Below are 17,029 nucleotides of genomic sequence, written 5' to 3'. Positions count from 1 at the left end.
GTTAGAATTTTACGATGAGGTTCGCGCCATAACTTCTGGTACGGGGTAATCCCAACGATTCAAAGCCCTGGTTCGAGCTATTGGTAAAACTCTGCTCGGGATCGAAATTGTCGGTTTGCTTGTAGAGTGTCAGGAGGTTACGCGCAACAAACGAGATACTGGCCGACTGTAGTTTCACGAATTTGAGAGCACTCGTTGGAATATTGTAGCTGAAGATGACCTGACGTAGTTTCACAAAGCTGCCATCGTGCAGGAACAGGTCGGTGTAGTTTTTATCGTTGTCATAGTAGACCCGCAGGTTTTCTTTGGCAACGGTACGCGTGTAGGTGTCGCCAGTCGGTGTCACTCCTGTCAGGGTAAGGCCATTTTCGCGCCCATCCAGCGTCCGCTTCAGTTTTCCCATTCGATTGGCATATACTTCCATCACCGAGAAAACTTTGTTGCCAAACTTCCCGTCCAACAGAATATTCAGCGAGAAATTTTTGTATCTGAATTCGTTGGTCAAGCCCATAGTGAGCGGAGGAACGCCTTTTCCCAATTCCTGAAGGGCTGATTTCTGCGCAAACCCTGACGTTGGGTCATACACAATGTTGCCCTTGGCATCGCGCACGCGTGTTGTGCCAACAATGGTTCCGTATGAACTGCCTTCGATAGAGTTGATATAGGCCCAGTTACCGACCGACGTCGCCATCTGCATGGAATTGATGCCGTCGGCCAGTTTTACCACTTTACTTTGGTTATAGGCCACATTGTAGCTCAGATTCCAGCCAAAATTTGACGTACGGACAGGCATCACGGTTACCAGTGCTTCGATACCCCGGTTATTCAATTTACCCACATTCAGGTAAACCGAGTTGTAACCCGACGTTGGCGAGGTGCTGGTTTGAACAATATCGTTTGTGGTTGCCCGATTGTAATAGGTAAGGTCAAGACCGACTTTTTTATTGAAAAACTGTAAGTCAATACCAGCCTCGAAGGTTGTCGATGTGAGTGGCTTCAGGCCAGCGTTGGTCAGACCTGATGCAGCTGTCGCATTGGTAGTCACATTCTGCAGGGGCTGTCCTGAACTCGGAATCATCGAGTAAGTCAGGTTGATCACGTACGGATCGGGCGTAGCGCCACCCACCTGTGCCCACGAAGCGCGAACTTTGGCGTAATCCACCATTCGAGGCAATTGGAACGCCTGCGACAGTACGAAACTCCCCCCAACGGATGGGTAAAAAATGGTGTTATTCTGTGGACTCAGCGTCGAAAACCAGTCCTGCCGACCTGTAGCCGTTAAGAACGCAATACCCTTATAGTCAAGATCAACCGAGCCGAATACCGAATTTGTGCGGGTGTGCTGATTGAGCGGTATGGTACTCGACGTAGCGAGGTTGGTAGAGCTATAAAAGAACGGAATTGTAAAGGTTGCTCCTGTCAAATTCAACTGATTATAGCTGAAATTCCGTTGGTTCATCCCGGCCAGTGCCGAAACGCCAAAGTGACCGAATGTGGTGTTGTAGTTTGCGGTGAGCATGCTATTGGTTTCGCTCACATCCGTTTTCAACTGATTGAACTGGCCATTCGGAATGTAGCGGGTACCGGTTGGCAGAATGTAGCGATAGTTGTAATTATAAAAATCCCGGCTCACGGTTCCTTTCACCGACAGGTTTTTCAGGATTTTGTAGGTCAGCCCCAACTGACCGATAAAGCGATTCTTGCTATCGTCCTGCTGATACTTATTGACAACAAAGTAGCTATTGGAAGCAATGTCGGCATCGTTCCAGGCAATTTCATTGCCGCTGGCATCGTATCCTGGGTTCAGCCACCGAATGTCGGAGGTGTTCCCAATCATGTAGGGTGTCCAGTTCGGGTTGCCGAGTGCGTCGCCAGCGCCGGTCTTATTATGCCCCTTTTCGAGGGTATACTGAGCCACGGCTTCCAGCGCTATCTTATCCCCGAATGATCCATTAATGTTGAGGTTTCCGGTTTTGCGATTGTAGGTGTTGGTGGGCAGAATCCCTTTGGCATCCAGATCGGACAGCGAAAAACGATAGTTAACTTTCTCATTCCCACCGGTAAAAGCCAGCGTATTCGTAAAGGTTTTGCCGGTTTGGTAGAAATTCTTGATGTTATTTTTCTGGGCGCTATAGGGGTGCGTTTGTCCATCGGCAGCCACAAAGTCGGAACCATCGATTTTAGCGCCCCACGAACGGCGTCCCCAGGCAATGCCCTGGGCCTGCGTCGTTGGCTTAGCGGCTCCGTCGCCCTGACCGTATTCGTACTGCCAATCGGGGAATACAGCGGCATTTTCCATGGTAAAGGTCGAATTATACTCAACACCAATACCACGCTGTGCTTTTCCTTTTTTGGTCGTTATCAGGATAACGCCGTTAGCCGCACGCGAACCATATAGCGCGGCAGCCGTACCACCTTTCAGCACGCTAATCGACTCAATATCATCGGGATTGATACCGGCAATTCCGTCCCCCCGGTCCACGTTACCCTGACCACCATTCGTGGTGGCGCTTCCGCCCGGTACCGTGTTGTCGATGGGCATCCCGTTGATTACATATAGCGGCTGGTTGTCGCCCGTCAGGGAACCATTGCCCCGGATAATGATCCGGCTGGAACCACCCGGACCCGTCGAAAGACCCGTTGCGTTGACGCCCGCTATTTTACCAGACAACGCATTGGCTACGTTATTCTCACGGGCCTGCGTAAACTCAGACCCTTTTACTTCGGTCACCGAATAACCCAGGGCTTTCTTGTCTTTCGTGATACCCAGTGCCGTTACCACCACTTCACCAAGTTGCGTAGCATCTTCTTTCAGGCTCACATCAACTACAGAGCGACCATTCACGGTAACTTCCTGGGCCACAAACCCGATGTACGAGAAAATCAGGGTTGCCTGCGAACTCGACAGGCTAATCGAGTATTTCCCCTGACTATCCGTAACCGTTCCTTTCGTAGATCCTTTCTCGACAATGGTCACGCCCGGTAATAGGGCACCATCGCCGGTATTTGTCACTTTCCCCGAAATCGTCTGTGCTAAAACAGGTACACTCAGCAGCCAGAGCATCGTGAGCAGCTTCCCCAAATGAGTCGGCCAGCGTAGTAAAGTACAGTCCATAAGTTATGATTGATTAGTTAAGTTAAGATTACTCATCAGTCCACTTTGCAAATTTTGCAATCTTTTAATGCAATTCTTGCGCAATATAGCGGTCGATGTTGCAATTTTGCAAACAATATTTCTTTTAACAGGCAAAAATGTGGGTTTTATATGCAAATAATATTTTTTTCATCCTGTTTATACGGCATATATGAGAATTATGCAAAGTGTATTCCGAAAGCCACTAACTCATTCGTGTATGGTCAGCAGGGCCCGATTTCTGATAGGTAAGATTTTACCTTTATTTTGCTTTTATGTTTAGTAACCGAACGGACCATTCTCTCATGTCAATTGCCTTCTTAAAAGACGAGCGTAAAGATTTAATTATCAACCAATTAAACCTTCATACGCGAATCAACCTGACCGATTTGGCTATTACGCTAAACGTATCTGAAGACACCGTTCGACGCGATATAAATGACCTGGCCGACGAAGGGAAGCTGATAAAAATTCGCGGGGGAGCTATGTCGAAGGCCTACCACCATTCGTCGCAGTTGCAGGAAACGTATGCCCATCAGAGCAAACGGATCATTGGCGAGAAAGCACTGACCCTGCTGAAGGATGGGATGCTCATTCTTATGGGTGGAGGTACTACCATTCGGGAGTTCATTAAAATGATTCCGACGGAATTGAAGGCGACCTTCATTACGGTTAACCCCCTGACAGCCGTTGAGTTACTGGACAAACCCAATCTGGAAATCATCATGATTGGCGGGCAGATTTCCCGCTATAGCCAGATGAGTGTGGGGGGCGAAGTGTACCAGCGCCTATCGGAACTGCGCGTTGATCTATGCATCATGGGCACCAACGCCATCGACGCGAAAGAAGGGCTGACCGATTCGGATTGGGAAACGGTTCAGGCCAAAAAGACTATGATTCGGGCTGCGGAGAAGATCGTGATCCTGGCCATTTCCGAAAAGATGAACAGCGTCATGCGCATGAAAGTGGCCGACCTGAGCCAAATCGACTACCTGATCACCGAACTCCCCGCCGACTCAGTGCAACTGGCACCGTATAAGACGGGTAAGACGGAAGTGTTGTAGAATAGAGCCTATTTTAACACGAGCTATAGGGTCTTATTTCTGACTATGAGCCAATTAAGCGCTATAGTTCGCATTATTTTAAAATTACAGATGCTGTTTTTTGTCATTCCGACGCAAGGAGGAATCTCTAGCACCAGGCGAATTTGAGATTCCTCCTTGCGTCGGAATGACAAAAAACAGCATACTACTCCGGCAGCATCGAACTCAAATCCGATCCATGTGTGGGATACGCAAACAACGTTTTTCCCAGCTCTCTTGCCGAGATACCATGTTTCATCGCCAGCGTGAACAGGTTGATGAGTTCATCGCTACCGGAACCCAGTAGATGCGCTCCCAGAATCTGATCGGTTTCAGCATCGACCAGCGTTTTGAAGCCTGTGAATTGCTCGTTAATACGTCGGCTGTTATACCAATCCGTCGTTTCCTGAAAGGTCACCTTTACGTTTCGACCCTGTTCCTTTGCCTGTTCTTCCGTTAAGCCAACAGACGCCAACGTTGGTATGGTAAAAACAGCCGATGGAACCGGGTCATTTGTATAGGTTTGCTTATTTCCATTCAGGATATTTTCCGCCACAATCTTGCCTTCATAGGAAGCCAGTGGCGTAAGTGGCAGTCCTTTGTCAGATGCATCTCCGCAAACGTAAACGGCCGGATTCGACACGCTTTGCAGGAATTCATTGACGGTTACCCCTTTTTCATTCACCTCAACGCCAGCCTTTTCTAATGCCAATTCGGCCACATCGGCAACCCGACCAGCTCCATGAACAACCAATTGGGTTGAAACAGCGTGAACTTTCCCCTTTTGCTTATAGGCTACGGTAAGCTTACCCGCATCGCCTTTTACCTCAGTTACACTGGCTTCCAGTTCAATCTTAATTCCAACTGCTTCCATTGCCTTCACCAACAGCTTAACTAAATCAGCGTCGAATCCTTCCAATGGCCGTTTACCCTGGTGAAGAATCGTTACGTTTGATCCGGCACGAGCCGCTACATGCGCAAATTCAAAAGCAATGTAGCCTCCCCCAATCATGACGATTTCTTCTGGAAGATCAGCAAGTTCCATAAAACCGGTACTATCGGTCAGTAATTCTTCCCCAGGAATACCAAGTGGTTTTGGTCGCTGACCGGTAGCAATGACAATGTGCTTCGCTTGTAGGACATGATCATCAACACGAACCGTGTTTTCAGATACGAAGGTAGCCGCTCCATGAAAGATGACAATCCCCTCATCAGCAAATTGCTTTTCTGTTCGCTCCGGTATAGATTCTACGAATGTTTTTTTGAATTGAATGAGGTCAAGCCAGTTGATAGACGCCTTGCCCTGAACCCCTTTGCCAACCAGTTGCTCCGACCGGGCAATGATTTCGGCGGCTCCCACCAGTACTTTTTTAGGATCACATCCCCGCTGCGAGCACGTGCCGCCAAAGGGTAATTTATCAATGATGGCCACGGTTTTACCCGCCTGACGAGCGGCTTCCGCAACTGTTTTTCCGGCCGAGCCCGTACCAATAACAACAAGATCAAACGACTGCATAGAGTAATGACTGGTAGCTTTGTAGGGTATAACTACCAAACGCACCTCAGTGGCTAAAAAGAAAATGGGTAATCTGGCAAATTTTGCCGGATTACCCATTTTCTGAATTGTTAGTTTATGCCTTACGCTACCGCTGCGTACAATTCCTCGCGCTGCGCTTTCACGCGTTCGTCGGTGAGGAATTCGTCGTAGGTCATTAGTTTATCGAGGATGCCCGCTGGGGTGATTTCGATGATGCGGTTAGCCACCGTCTGTACGAACTGGTGATCGTGCGAGGTGAACAGAATCGGTCCTTTAAAGTCAATCAAACCATTGTTAAGCGATTCGATGGATTCGAGGTCAAGGTGGTTGGTGGGTTCGTCGAGCATCAGGAAGTTAGCGCCCGACAGCATCATTTTCGACAGCATACACCGCACTTTTTCACCCCCGCTCAGAACGGTTGCCTTCTTCAGCGATTCTTCGCCCGAGAACAGCATCCGGCCCAGGAAACCCCGGATAAAGCTCTCGTCTTTCTCCACCGAATATTGCCGTAGCCAATCGACTAAGTTGAGGTCGGTTTTGAAGAATTTCTCTTTTTCAGCATCCGTCGGGAAATACGACATGGTGATCGTGACACCCCATTTAAACGAACCTGAATCAGCCTTGCGTTCGCCCGCCAGAATATCCATTAAGGCCGACACCGCCAGTCCGTCGCGACTAAACAGGAAAATCTTGTCCTGCTTATTCATGGTAAACGACAGATTTTCAAACAGTTTCGTACCGTCTTCAGCCGTATAGGTCAGATTTTCGACCGTCAGAATCTGATCGCCGGGTTCGCGTTCTGCTTTGAAGTTTACGTACGGATACTTCCGGGATGAAGGCTGAATATCTTCAAGCGTAAGTTTTTCGAGCAATTTACCCCGGCTCGTCGCCTGCTTGGATTTCGATGCGTTGGCCGAGAAGCGCCGGATAAACTCTTCGAGTTCTTTACGCTTATCTTCCGTTTTCTTGTTCTGGTCCTGGCGTTGTTTCAGAGCCAGCTGGCTCGACTCATACCAGAATGAATAGTTCCCCGCAAAGAGCTTCACTTTGCTGAAATCAACATCGACGATTTGGGTACAGACCTGATCCAAAAAGTGCCTGTCGTGCGAAACCACAATAACCGTATTGTTGAAATTCGCCAGGAAGTTTTCGAGCCAGCCTACCGATTCTACATCAAGATTGTTGGTCGGCTCGTCAAGCAGGAGTACATCGGGATTGCCGAAGAGCGCCTGAGCCAACAGAACCCGTACTTTTTCTGAGCCATTCAGATCGCTCATCAACGAATAATGCAGGTCTTCTTTGATACCCAGACCCGATAGTAGCGTAGCCGCATCCGATTCGGCATCCCAGCCATTCATTTCGGCAAACTCTGATTCGAGTTCGGCTGCTTTTTCGCCATCAGCATCCGTAAATTCTTCTTTTGCGTAGAGGATATCTTTTTCCTGCATGATGTCATACAGGCGTTTGTTGCCCATAATGACCGTTTGCAGCACCGGAAACTCATCGTATGCCGACTGATTCTGATTCAGCACCGACATCCGCTCGCCGGGTGACAGGGACACATTACCCGTTTGGGGTTCAATTTCGCCCGACAGAATCTTTAATAAGGTTGATTTACCCGCTCCGTTAGCGCCGATAACGCCATAACAGTTGCCGGATGTGAATTTTATAGTTACGTCGTCGAAAAGCACCCGCTTACCGTAGCGAAGTGAGACGTTTTGTACCGATAGCATGACGTGATTTTTCGTTCAGATTGAACTGCAAAGATACTAAATTTTAGCGGGATTCTGGGGGAGTGATAGAACGCAGATCTGTATGATCATTATGATTTACACGGATAAAAATCATAATGATCATACAGATCCGCGTTCCATTCTTTTACTTATCCCGCACGCAGCGAAACCCAAGATTATTACTCCCGCTGCTTACCTCGCCTTTACCCCGACTACCTGCCTTATAACGAATGCAATACTCATCGCTACACAGGAACGAGCCGCCCCGTTGCACACGCTTCACGGCACCGGGTTCGTCGGGATCGTAGCTGTCCGATGGGCCTTGCGGGTCATTTTTAACCAATTTTGTGTAGTAGTCAGGCCGGTAAAAATCCTGGCACCATTCCCACACATTGCCATCCATGTCGTATAAACCATAGGGATTAGCCGGGAAAGATTTCACGGGCGCAACACCCACAAAGCCATCTTCGGTCGTGTTATGATCGGGGAAACTGCCCTGATAGATGTTAGCGACCCATTTGCCGGTAGGCTTTAACTCATCGCCCCAATAGTAGGTGTGGTTGCCTTTGCCACCCTGGGCGGCAAATTCCCATTCGGCTTCGGTGGGCAGGCGTTTCCCGGCCCATTTCGCGTAGGCAAGGGCGTCGTCGTAACTTACATGAATAACGGGCTCGTTCTCATGGCCTTTTACAGAACTGTTTGGGCCTTTAGGATGCTGCCAGCTTGCGCCTTTTACATATTCCCACCAGCGTAACGGATTTTCCAGCGATACTTTCTGAGCAGGTGGCGTAAAAACAGCCGATCCTGGTACGAGTTGCTCAGCCGGAACACCCGGATAGTCACTCGGATTCAGCGGGCGTTCGGCGATGGTTCTGTAGCCTGTTGCCGCGACAAATTTGGCAAACTCGGCATTGGTGACTTCATGCTCGTCCATCCAGAAACCTTTTACAGTAACCGAGTGAACCGGCCGTGCATCCGGAAATTCATCGGCTCCCATCAAGAACGTACCGCCCGGAATCAACACCATCCCGGCCGTACTACCTGCTCCCGATCCGGTACCAGTGGCTGCATTTCGAATAGCGGCCGACCGAGACGGCATGCCTTTTGCAATGCAGGCTGCCGCAGAGTCGGCTGCAGCCTGTTCTTTCGATGCCTGATCCGTTGAATTGCATCCGGCTAGAAGTGTAAATCCTACTAAAACAGCTATAACATATTTCCCACACATATCAGTTATTCAATTAGCGGCTAAACACTTACCACGTTTAACAGCTAGAAAGTGATCTTTTCAGTTTTTTGTCATGGCTCCGGCCAGCTTGAGATCTCTCCTTGCGTCGAGCCGGGTGGCCGGAGCCATGACAAAAAAACGAGATAAAAAACTCCGCTTATCAAAGCTTACTCTCAAACAGCTTCAGTGCTTCATCGTCTTTGTATTTCACGATCTGCTCTTTCAGCTTCGTTTTCAGCGAGGCTGTTATGGCTTCGTACCCCTTCGCGCCATAGAGGTTCTTTAAATTCTGCGGGTCTTTCTGGATGTCATACAACTCCCAGAAATCATCGGGCCCGTAAAAACGAGCCAGGGTGTAACGATCGGTTCGTAATCCAAAATGGGGAGCTACGTGGTGTGGTTGCGGGTATTCGTAATAATGGTAATAGGCCTGATCGCGCCAGCCTTTCGTTGAGCCTTTCAGCAAGGGCAGAAACGATTCGCCCTGAATATAGTCTGGGATAGCGGTGCCGGTTAAATTGAGTAGCGTGGGTGCCCAGTCGACATTGGAAACCACCTGCCGTACCTGGCTACCCGGTTTGATGACGCCTGGATACCGAATAACAAAGGGAGTTTTCAACGATTCTTCGTAGATCCACCGCTTATCGAACCAACCGTGTTCGCCCAGATAAAATCCCTGATCCGACGTATAAACGACAATCGTGTTTTTCGCCAGTCCGCTTTTATCCAGGTAATCGAGCAACTTACCAATGTTTCGATCCAATGAATTTGCCACCGACAGGTAATCTTTCATGTAGCGCTGGTATTTCCATTCGACTAACGCCTTGCCGCTGAGCTTCTTTTCATCAAACTCTTTACTGATTTTGTTTTCGTAATATTCGTAAAATGGCTTTTTCTGCTCGGCGGTAAACCGATTATAGGAAGCCATGGCCCCTTTGGCGTCATAATCGGCATGTACCTTTAAATCATTCTTCAGGATCATGGTCTTATCAATACTCATGTCCTGCTTTTGTGCCGCCGTACGTCCTTCGTATTTGTCATAAAACGTAGCGGGTAGCGGAAAGGTGACGTTATCATAAGCGCCCAGATCTTCGATGGCTGGTAACCATTCCCGATGCGTCGCCTTATGACCCACGACCAGAAAGAATGGCTTTGAGGCATCCCGGTGATCAAGCCAGTCGGTGGATAAGCTCGTTACCACGTCGGTAACATAGCCCATGCGTCGGGTTGTCTTATTATTGGAGTCGACAAAATCGGAATTGTAATAACTACCATGTCCCGGCAGTATGTTCAGATAATCGAAGCCATGTGGCAGACTCCCCAGGTGCATTTTGCCAACCCAGGCGGTCTGGTAGCCATTTTTTTGCAGCTCCTCCGTAAAAACGGGCTGATTGATATCAAACACCTTCTCATTGAATTTATAGTCATTCCGGTGCGAAAACTGACCTGTCAGCAACGTAGCCCGGCTAGGCCCGCAGATGGAATTGGCTACCACATTGTTATAAAGAATGGCGCCTTCGCGAGCTATTCGGTCAATGTTGGGTGTTTTAGCCAATTTACTTCCATAGGCACTAATGGCCTGGGAGGTATGATCGTCCGAAATAATGAAAATAATGTTAGGTTTGGCTGGTGGGGCAACTTCCTCTTTTTTAGTACCATGACCAATCATAGCCAGCAAAGCCAGGCCCAGCAATAATCCAGTAATGGAATAGACGAATTTTTTTTTCATGTGTTTAAACCGCATCAGCGAACTGGCAAAGGGTGCAAAGGAATATGCAGCGAACGCAAAGTTAGTCCATTGCTTTACGTTCTTTACGAATAAATAAGCACGCTTATCTCTGCTTTTACTTTCTGGAACGCCTGATTAGCTGAACACATTTCAGCGCGACTCACGTCTTCATCTTCACTTCCGCACTCGGCAAATACCCAATTCGCTGGGCAACAGCACGGGGTATCTATTGCTTTTCTGGGCTGGGCAGCACCTTTTCGATTTCTGAAGGTGGCAGCACAAAAGCAGCCTTCTGTTTCTCGTATTCTTTCGTTAACTCTGCCACAATATCAGGATGGTCTTTTGCCAGGTCGTATTTTTCGCTGGGATCATTATCAATATTGTAGAGCAACGGGGTTGTGTGAATTTCCGGGGCCACTGGCGAATAGGACGGGTGGGTCATAAAATGGGCTTTCCAGGCGCCTTTACGAATGGCATAAACTTGCTCATTAATGTAATAAGGTATTAATTCTCTGGCTTTTTCCTTCTGGCCGAACAATACGCCCGATTGATCAATGCCATCGAGTACTCGGTCTTTGGGTAAACTTGCTTTTGCGAACGTAGCAATCGTTGGAAGCAAATCCATATTGCTCATTAAGGCGGTAGTGGTCACGTTGGCTTTAATTTTGCCGGGCCACCAGGCAATAGCCGGAACGCGCATGCCTCCTTCGTAGGTTGAATTTTTACCTTCAAAGAGCAGCCCCGCCGAGCCACCATGATCTTTTTGGGGCAACCAGGGGCCATTGTCGCTGGTGAACACAACCAGCGTGTTCTGATCTAATTTAAGTTGTTTCAGCGTTTTCAGGATTTGCCCCACACTCCAGTCTAACTCCGCCACAACATCACCATACAAACCTCGTGGGCTTTTCCCTTCGAAATCAGGCGAGGCATACAGGGGCGTATGTGGAAAGTTACTGGCGTAATACATCAGAAACGGCTTGTCTTTGCTCCGTTTGATAAACTGAATGACTTCGTCGGTATACCGTTTGGTCAGAAAATGCTGATCAGGTTCTTCTTCAATAATGGTTTCATTCTTATACAAAGGTAAAGCCGGAGCGTTTGCACGAGGACCCGGCGGTATACCATAGACGCCCTCTTTGCGCGTGGTAAAGACTTTCCCCATATCATTGGAGTAGGGCGTTCCAAACCAGTAATCGAAGCCCTGTCTAGTCGGCAAGAATTCCTTTAGATGGCCTAAGTGCCACTTGCCGATCAATCCGGTTGCATAGCCTTTCGTCTTGAGCATCTCGGCTATTGTCACTTCGCTCAGTGGCAAACCGCTGGCCGAATTCTGCCGAAACACATCGCCTTTTCCATACACACCCGTGCGAGCCGGAAGTCGGCCCGTGAGCAAAGCGGCTCGACTGGGTGTACAAACGGCTGCTCCTGAATAAAACTCGGTGAAGCGCATACCTTCAGTAGCCATTTGATCCAGGTTAGGCGTTGAAATAGTTGGGTGGCCGTAGCATCCCAGATCACCATACCCAAGATCATCGGCCAGAATAACAATAATATTAGGTGCTTTCTGCGCTTGAACCAGAACCGGAAAGCCCGAAAGTACCAGGAGAAGGCTTCCCCAAAAACGGGTATTAAGACGATTTATCATGCGTTGAAATAAGTAAAATGTGTAGTGTTTAGTAGCCTGGATTCTGGTCTTCCGGGGCAATATCCGGATTATTATCGATTTCCTGTTTTGGAATCGGCATCAGCAGAACCGTATTCGAAATGTCGATGCCTTTAGCCGCTTTAATGACCTGTTTGACGGTTCCGCTACGAATAAGATCATACCAGCGTTTCCCTTCTGCGATGAATTCGTAAGCCCGCTCTTTCAGGACCAGCTCCCGAAAACTGGCCGCTGTCTGGCCGTCTACTGTAAAATCGACCGATGACGGACTACCCGGTGCAAATCCATAGGCGCGTCGGTGAACCATGTTGAGTCGTTCCAGTGCCAGCGCCGTTGGCCCCTGACTGGCCTGACTAGCCGCTTCGGCATAAATCAGCAGCGCATCGGCATAGCGATAAATTGGAAAATCATTGCCACTGGCGATAGAAGCAGGAGCGCCGGTATCTTTAAATTTACCAAATCGGATGGGCTGGGAAGCACTATTTGCGACAATAACACCTGCTTTATTGGGTCCAGCTGTATACAGATTATACCCTTTCCGTAAATCCGCGTCGGCCCAGTCACGCAACAGTGGATAGGTTGGAAAACCGAAGAACGTACCGAATCCGTTTGTGGCCCAGAGGCTGGTGGGCAAGTGATAAAATTGGGGCAGCGCAGAACCGCCCGCAACACTGCGCTGAAATTTAATGGAGAAAACCTCTTCCGATGTAGTAACAACACCTGCCCCAAAAATAGTCTCAAAATCAGACGATTGCTTCACGTTGACCAGCGAGTATGCCTGTGAAGCAATCACTTCTTCGGCTTTGTCGCGAGCATTTGCCCACTGCTCCCGCACCAGATAAATATCTGCCAGCATCGTTTTAGCTGAACCCGATGTGGGTTTGCCAGCCAGCGATTGGGTCAGCGGCAGATTCGTCTCCGCTAGTTTCAAATCGGCTATAATCTGGGCATAAACAGCCTCAACGGTTTCACGCTTGCCACCAATGGCGGTCAGATCCTGCGTTGGTTTGGTCCGAATGGGAACACCACCGAAGTTTTTTACAAGGTTGTAGTAGGCCAGCGCCCGTAAAAAATAGGCTTCACCGAGCAACTGTTTTTTTTGCGTTTCGTCCATCGAAATGGCGGGAACATACTTTAGGGCCAGATTGGCTGCGTCGATGGTCTTGTAAAAACCCGCCCAAAACTGGTCCGTTACCGAAATGATGGGCGTCGTAATCTGATACTGCGACATCGGAATGTAAAACCCCTGACCGGATGCATAATCCTCGAGGGCCGTCGTATGAGCCACGTAGCGGAAACCGTATAACGTAGTGGTATGGAGCGTACTGGATATTGCACTTACCGCCGAATTGGCATCAGCCGCATTTTTGTAAAAGTTCGTGGTTGCTAACAAACTCTCGGGATGTTCGACGAGTAAATCGTTACAGGAAAGGGTCAGCAAACTCGTACTGAGGAGACAAACTATAGCAAATTTTTTCATGGCTTGTGCGTAGGAAAGTAGGGTTTAGAAACCAATACGGGCACCAAGAGTGTAGGTTCGGGCGGAGGGGTAACCTGTTTGGTCGATGCCCAGCGAAATCGAATTCGATCCACCCAGTGTATTCACTTCGGGGTCATACCAGGAGTACTTAGTGAAGGTCAGCAGATTCTGGCCGCTCACATAAACCTGCGCCGTCCGGAGCCATTTGAGATCCCACTTGACGGTTGGAATGGTATAGGCCAACTGAACGGACTTCAGGCGCAGGAATGAGCCATCTTCTACGTATCGATCCGATTCTTTAAACGACGTATTAGCGCTTATTTTCGGGTATTTAGCGTTCGGATTCGGGCTGGCAGCCGTCCAGTGATTGGTATAGACATCTTTGATCTGGTTTTCGCCGAAATACATGCTGCTAGCTTGGTTGGTTAAGTTAGCATTGAAGATATCCCCTCCCTGCTTGCCCAGCCAGAACATATTGAGCGAGAAGTTTTTATAGGAAACTGTCGACCCGAAATTGTACAGAAAATTAGGGTTCGGGTTGCCAATCACCGTTTTGTCTGCCAGGGTGATGACGCCATCACCGTTCAGATCTTTGTACTTAATGGCGCCTTTTTCATCCAGGCCATTTTCCTGATAGCCATAGAAAACACCCACTGGCTGTCCAACCCGAATCAGGTTCACAGCTACGGATAAGGGTTGTTGCAGAAGGGTTCCGAATACGTCACTCCCCCCTGCCAGTTGAATCACCTGACTACGGTTTCGGGACAGGTTTACGTTTACATCCCATTTAACCGCTTTGGTATTGACCAACGTTGCATTCAACCCCAGCTCAATCCCGCTGTTACGAATTTGCCCAATGTTCTGAATCGTACTGGTGTAGCCCGTCGACTGCTGAAGGGGCACTGTTGCCAGCAGGTCGTGCGTATTTTTCAGGTAATAATCGAATGTGAATGAAACCCGATTCCGTAAGATCGCAATATCCAGGCCTGCGTTCCATTGTGCGGTCGATTCCCATTTCAAATCGGGATTTGTGAGTTGGGCACCCGTTAGTTGACCCACATAAAGCTGATCATTATAGACCGTATTAACGGGGCTTAGCGTAAATAGCGTTTGATAGGGCGAAAGGGCCGTGTTGCCCGTAACTCCGTAGGAAAGGCGAAGTTTCAGATCCGAAATGGTACGTAAATTTTGGGCAAAGGGCTCATCGATAATGCGCCAGCCAACCGCTGCAGAAGGGAAATAACCCCATTTGTTATTAACGCCAAATCGGGAGGACCCATCTGCCCGAATACTAGTGGTAAACAAATAGCGGCCTTTATAAGAATAGTTAGCCCGAGCCAGATAGGAAAACAAAACCCACTTATACGACGTACTAGTGGGCACGCCGGGATTACTGCCGACACCAATATTTCCGGTCTCCAGCCCTTCGTAATTGAAGCCGGTGGAGCTGGTGGCAAATGAGCGTCCTTTTTCCTGCTGATAGGTAACACCACCCAATAAGGTCAGATCATGATCCTTAGAAAGCTGAGGGATATACGTAGCAGTATTTTCATTCAGAAAATTAAATCGACTGCCGTACGTAATGGTTGCCGAACCAGCGGGCGTGGTGGTGATCACAGAAGGGGAATAGAAATCGCCCCGGAGCGAACTGTTCTCAATACCAACCGATGAGCGTAGCGTCAGGTTTTTAACGGGCTCATAGCTGATTGCTGAATTAGTTAGCACATACACCTCGTTGTTCTTCTGATGCCGGGCCTCCGCCAGCGCCAGGGGATTTTCCAGGCTATTTGGGCTAAAGGCATAGGGTTTTATGTAGCTGTAGTTCCCTGTATTATCATAGGGGCCAATGGTAGGTGGTGATCCCAAAGCGGCCGATATTACCGTACTTCCTTTTTGCCCATTGTCATTCAACAACTGCGAACGATCCGTATTGGTCAACACTGCATTATAAAACAGGCGCACTTTGCCCCCAAGCTTCTGGTTCAGGTTCACCCGGAAATTTTCCCGGTTATAGCCCGATCCGCGAATAATGCCCTGCTGCCCGAAATAGTTGCCCGATACGGCATACTGCGTGTTTTCATTGCCGCCCGATACCGAAACGGTGTGGTTCTGCATCGGCGCTTTTCGAAAAATCACATCCTGCCAGTCCGTCCCCGGTGTCTGTCCAAAGGCACTAATCTGATCGGGCGTAAAATAAGCAGCAAAGCCATCGTTGCTTGCCCGCTCATTCGCCAGCGTGGCAAATTCCTGGGCGTTCATCAGGCTTATTTTTTTATTCACCTGCTGCACGGCATAATAGCTTTCCAGCGACACCTGCGTTTTGCCAGCCTTGCCACGTTTGGTCGTAATTAAGATAACGCCATTAGCCCCTCTGGATCCATAAATAGCCGTTGCCGAAGCATCTTTCAAGACCTCCATCGACTCAATGTCGTTAGGACTTATAGCATTCGGTGCGCCCGATAAAGCAAAGCCGTCTACTACGTATAGCGGCTCATTGCTGCCTTGCAGCGAGTTGCCGCCCCGAATCCGTACACTCAGGTTCGAGCCTGGTTCACCGGAGTTTTGCAGTACCTGTACACCGGGCGTTCGCCCCTGTAGCCCCTGCACGGCATTGATGGTTGGATAGGCTGTCAGTTCTTTGGCCGATACCGAACCCAGCGACCCGGTAACGTCACTTTTTTTGACCGTCCCGTAGCCCACAACGACCACTTCGGAAAGGGTCTTATTATCGGGTGCTAACTGAATATCAATCGTTGATCGGGAGCCAACAACGACTTCCTGCGAGGTATAGCCGACGAGCGAAAACACAAGCGTGCTTCCCGTTTCGGGCAGATTTAGCTGATAGCGTCCCTCAATATCCGTTGTGGTTCCCCGCGTGGAGCCTTTCAACACGACGTTCACACCGGGAAGTCCTTCGCTGGTTTCTCCCGTTACTTGCCCCTTAATCACCTGATCAGCCGCCTGAAGGCTTGAGGCCAATGGTGTTGTTGTGAGTGGCCTGGCATTGGTTTCTGTAGCTACCAGTTCCACCAGCGAAGTCGACGTAATGCCATCGGACAATCCCTTCGTGCTGGATGTCAGCTTTTTGTCGGCTCGGTGACCCGTAATTACGTAGGCACCATTTTTAACCTTACGAAATTGAAGACCTGTGTTCTTCAAGACTAGTTTCAGGTTCTCTTCCAAATCAGCTTTCTGATCGATAGCGTTGACCGGAACACTTAGCCCGCGAACCAACCGATCTCCGTAGAGAATATCCACCCCATAGTGTTGCTTGAGCTCATGTAGGGCATCTGTCAGTAAGCGCATCGTGTTATCGGCTGTTCTGGCGGGCGAACGGTCGGGTTGTGGGGCTGCCCAGGCCACAGGGGTGCCTAGTTGACCGGGTAGGGTCAGGCAAACCACCAGACCCAGGGTCGGGAGGTTAGGTAAAAAGGAAAACATAGAAAA

9 protein-coding genes are annotated in these 17,029 nt (G+C 49.1%); 1 reads left to right on the top strand and 8 read right to left on the bottom strand.

The genetic code is table 11. The features are described 5' to 3' along the window. Position 1: 1 nt before the first annotated feature. A complete protein-coding gene (locus EXU85_RS12005; RefSeq protein ID WP_142772309.1) occupies positions 2 to 3,115 on the bottom strand; it encodes a SusC/RagA family TonB-linked outer membrane protein in 3,114 nt (1,037 codons plus the stop codon). A gap of 323 nt (positions 3,116 to 3,438) precedes the next feature. Here EXU85_RS12005 and EXU85_RS12000 point away from each other — a divergent pair, with 323 nt between their 5' ends. Beyond that, the gene (locus EXU85_RS12000) at positions 3,439 to 4,197 is read left to right on the top strand and encodes a DeoR/GlpR family DNA-binding transcription regulator (RefSeq protein WP_142772308.1); all 759 of its coding nucleotides are present in this window, start codon (positions 3,439 to 3,441) and stop codon (positions 4,195 to 4,197) included. A 184-nt stretch (positions 4,198 to 4,381) separates the two neighbouring features. Here EXU85_RS12000 and EXU85_RS11995 read toward each other — a convergent pair whose 3' ends face one another. The 7 genes from EXU85_RS11995 to EXU85_RS11965 all read right to left on the bottom strand — a co-directional run bounded on the left by EXU85_RS11995 (position 4,382) and on the right by EXU85_RS11965 (position 17,023). Beyond that, a complete protein-coding gene (locus tag EXU85_RS11995; RefSeq protein WP_142772307.1) occupies positions 4,382 to 5,731 on the bottom strand; it encodes an NAD(P)/FAD-dependent oxidoreductase in 1,350 nt (449 codons plus the stop codon). A gap of 122 nt (positions 5,732 to 5,853) precedes the next feature. Continuing rightward, the gene (locus EXU85_RS11990; RefSeq protein ID WP_142772306.1) at positions 5,854 to 7,485 is read right to left on the bottom strand and encodes an ABC-F family ATP-binding cassette domain-containing protein; all 1,632 of its coding nucleotides are present in this window, start codon (positions 7,483 to 7,485) and stop codon (positions 5,854 to 5,856) included. A 145-nt stretch (positions 7,486 to 7,630) separates the two neighbouring features. Then, complete coding sequence (locus EXU85_RS11985) at positions 7,631 to 8,710, bottom strand: formylglycine-generating enzyme family protein (RefSeq protein WP_142772305.1); 1,080 nt, start codon at positions 8,708 to 8,710, stop codon at positions 7,631 to 7,633. A gap of 160 nt (positions 8,711 to 8,870) precedes the next feature. Further along, positions 8,871 to 10,439, bottom strand: coding sequence for a sulfatase (locus EXU85_RS11980; protein WP_142772304.1), 1,569 nt, complete (start codon positions 10,437 to 10,439; stop codon positions 8,871 to 8,873). 226 nt (positions 10,440 to 10,665) lie between these two features. Continuing rightward, positions 10,666 to 12,084: a sulfatase gene (locus EXU85_RS11975; RefSeq protein ID WP_142772303.1), complete on the bottom strand. Its 1,419-nt coding sequence runs from the start codon at positions 12,082 to 12,084 to the stop codon at positions 10,666 to 10,668. Positions 12,085 to 12,112: 28 nt separating this feature from the next. Next, the gene (locus EXU85_RS11970; protein ID WP_142772302.1) at positions 12,113 to 13,582 is read right to left on the bottom strand and encodes a RagB/SusD family nutrient uptake outer membrane protein; all 1,470 of its coding nucleotides are present in this window, start codon (positions 13,580 to 13,582) and stop codon (positions 12,113 to 12,115) included. A gap of 24 nt (positions 13,583 to 13,606) precedes the next feature. Then, positions 13,607 to 17,023 (bottom strand): SusC/RagA family TonB-linked outer membrane protein, encoded by a 3,417-nt coding sequence (locus EXU85_RS11965; protein ID WP_246859532.1) that lies wholly within the window; start codon positions 17,021 to 17,023, stop codon positions 13,607 to 13,609. Between the last annotated feature and the right edge of the window lie 6 nt (positions 17,024 to 17,029).

The sequence above is a fragment of the Spirosoma sp. KCTC 42546 genome (genome assembly GCF_006965485.1).
GTDB lineage: Bacteria > Bacteroidota > Bacteroidia > Cytophagales > Spirosomataceae > Spirosoma.
This window is presented reverse-complemented; position numbering and strand designations above follow the sequence as displayed.

Excerpts from the sequence above, each read along its gene's own strand:
- EXU85_RS11995 (WP_142772307.1), bottom strand. The coding sequence starts at position 5,731 with ATGCAGTCGTTTGATCTTGTTGTTATTGGTACGGGCTCGGCCGGAAAA.
- EXU85_RS11990 (WP_142772306.1), bottom strand. The coding sequence starts at position 7,485 with ATGCTATCGGTACAAAACGTCTCACTTCGCTACGGTAAGCGGGTGCTT.
- EXU85_RS11975 (WP_142772303.1), bottom strand. The coding sequence starts at position 12,084 with ATGATAAATCGTCTTAATACCCGTTTTTGGGGAAGCCTTCTCCTGGTA.
- EXU85_RS12000 (WP_142772308.1), top strand. The coding sequence starts at position 3,439 with ATGTCAATTGCCTTCTTAAAAGACGAGCGTAAAGATTTAATTATCAAC.
- EXU85_RS11965 (WP_246859532.1), bottom strand. The coding sequence starts at position 17,023 with ATGTTTTCCTTTTTACCTAACCTCCCGACCCTGGGTCTGGTGGTTTGC.
- EXU85_RS11985 (WP_142772305.1), bottom strand. The coding sequence starts at position 8,710 with ATGTGTGGGAAATATGTTATAGCTGTTTTAGTAGGATTTACACTTCTA.
- EXU85_RS11980 (WP_142772304.1), bottom strand. The coding sequence starts at position 10,439 with ATGAAAAAAAAATTCGTCTATTCCATTACTGGATTATTGCTGGGCCTG.
- EXU85_RS11970 (WP_142772302.1), bottom strand. The coding sequence starts at position 13,582 with ATGAAAAAATTTGCTATAGTTTGTCTCCTCAGTACGAGTTTGCTGACC.
- EXU85_RS12005 (WP_142772309.1), bottom strand. The coding sequence starts at position 3,115 with ATGGACTGTACTTTACTACGCTGGCCGACTCATTTGGGGAAGCTGCTC.